1 protein-coding gene is annotated in these 1,545 nt (G+C 70.8%); it reads right to left on the bottom strand.

What is annotated here, in order from left to right; translation table 11 throughout:
• Positions 1-1,534 (bottom strand): condensation domain-containing protein (locus ACLEQD_RS43105; protein ID WP_410391749.1); only part of this gene is annotated, 1,534 nt, incomplete at its 3' end.
• Between the last annotated feature and the right edge of the window lie 11 nt (positions 1,535-1,545).

The raw sequence follows: 1,545 nt of genomic DNA, 5'->3' as shown, positions 1-1,545 counted from the left end.
CCACCGTCCCCGCGTCGAACAGGTCCGTGTTGTACTCAATCGACCCGGAGAACCCCTCCGCCGTGTCCGACAGCGACAGCGTCAGCTCGTACTTGGCCGTGCGGTCATCGGCTTCAATGGGACGCAGCGACAGCCCGGGCAGTTGCTGTTCGGTCAGGAGCTGCTGCTGAAGCGCGAACATGACCTGGAACAGCGGTGAACGGCGCAGGTCCCGCTCAGGGCTCAGCGCGTCCACCAGCTTCTCGAACGGGACGTCCTGGTGGGCGAAGGCACCGAGCGTCGTCTCACGCACCTGCGCCAGCACTTCGCGGAACGTGGGCGCGCCGTCGAACCGCGTGCGAAGCACGAGCGTGTTGACGAAGAAGCCGATGAGCCCTTCGAGCTCCGTCCGGTCGCGGCCCGCGATGGGCGTGCCCACGCTCACGTCGTCCTGCCCGCTGTAGCGGGACAGCAGCACCTGCCACGCGGCGAGCAGCAACATGAACGGCGTGACGCCCTCACTCCTGCCGAGCCCCCGCAGCGTCGCGGACAGCTCCGCAGACAGGGCCACCGGCAACCGCGCGCCCCGGTAGGACTGCACCGCCGGGCGCGGCCGATCCGTCATCAGCTCCAGCGCGGGAGGCGCGCCCGCGAGCTGCCCCGTCCACCACGCGAGCTGCGACTCCAGCGCGTCACCCTGCAACCAGCCGCGCTGCCATGCCGCGTAGTCCGAGTACCGCACCGGCAGCTCCGGCAGCGACACGGGCTGGCCCGTGCGGAACGACTCGTAGAGCGCGGTCAGCTCTCGCACGAGCACGCCCATGGAGGCGCCATCGGAGACGATGTGGTGCATCGTCAGCAGCAACAGGTGTTCGCGCTCCGCGATCCGCACCCACGTCGACCGGAAGAGGGGGCCCTTCGACAGGTCGAACGGACGGCGCGCCTCTTCGCCCGCGAGCCGCAGGGCTTCGGCTTCACGCTCCGCGCCGGGCAGACCTTCCAGGTCGATTCGCGTCAGCGGGATTTCGGCATCCGTGAGGACGACCTGGGCGGGCCGGCCTTCCTCGGAGCGGATCACGGTCCGCAGCGCGTCGTGACGACGCACGAGCGCATGCAGCGAACGCTCCAGCGCCGGCACGTCCAGCGCTCCCTCCAGCCGGACGGCGGCGGGGATGTTGTACGAGGCGCTTCCCGGCTCGAACTGATCAATGAACCAGAGTCGCTGCTGCGCGAAGGACAGCGGCGCCGCGCCTTCCCAGCGTCCAGCGACCAGCGGCGGACGGCCCTCGGCCTTCGGGCCGCGACGGGCCTCGTCCACTCGCGCGGCGAGCCCCGCGACGGTGGGGGCTTCGAAGAGGGCGCGCAGCGGCAGTTCCACGCCGAAGACGGAGCGCACGCGCGAAATCGCCTGCGTCGCCAGCAGCGAGTGCCCGCCCAGCTCGAAGAAGTTGTCCCGCGCGCCGACGCGTCCGACGCCCAGCACCTTCGCCCACTCCGCCGCCAGCACCTCTTCCGTCGGCGTCCTCGGCGCCACGTACGCGCCCGAGACTTCCACTCCTGCTTCCG

This window comes from Corallococcus sp. 4LFB (genome assembly GCF_046520365.1).
Lineage (GTDB): Bacteria > Myxococcota > Myxococcia > Myxococcales > Myxococcaceae > Corallococcus > Corallococcus caeni.
Note: the sequence above shows the minus strand (reverse complement) of the source record. Positions and strands in the feature narration are given on the sequence as shown.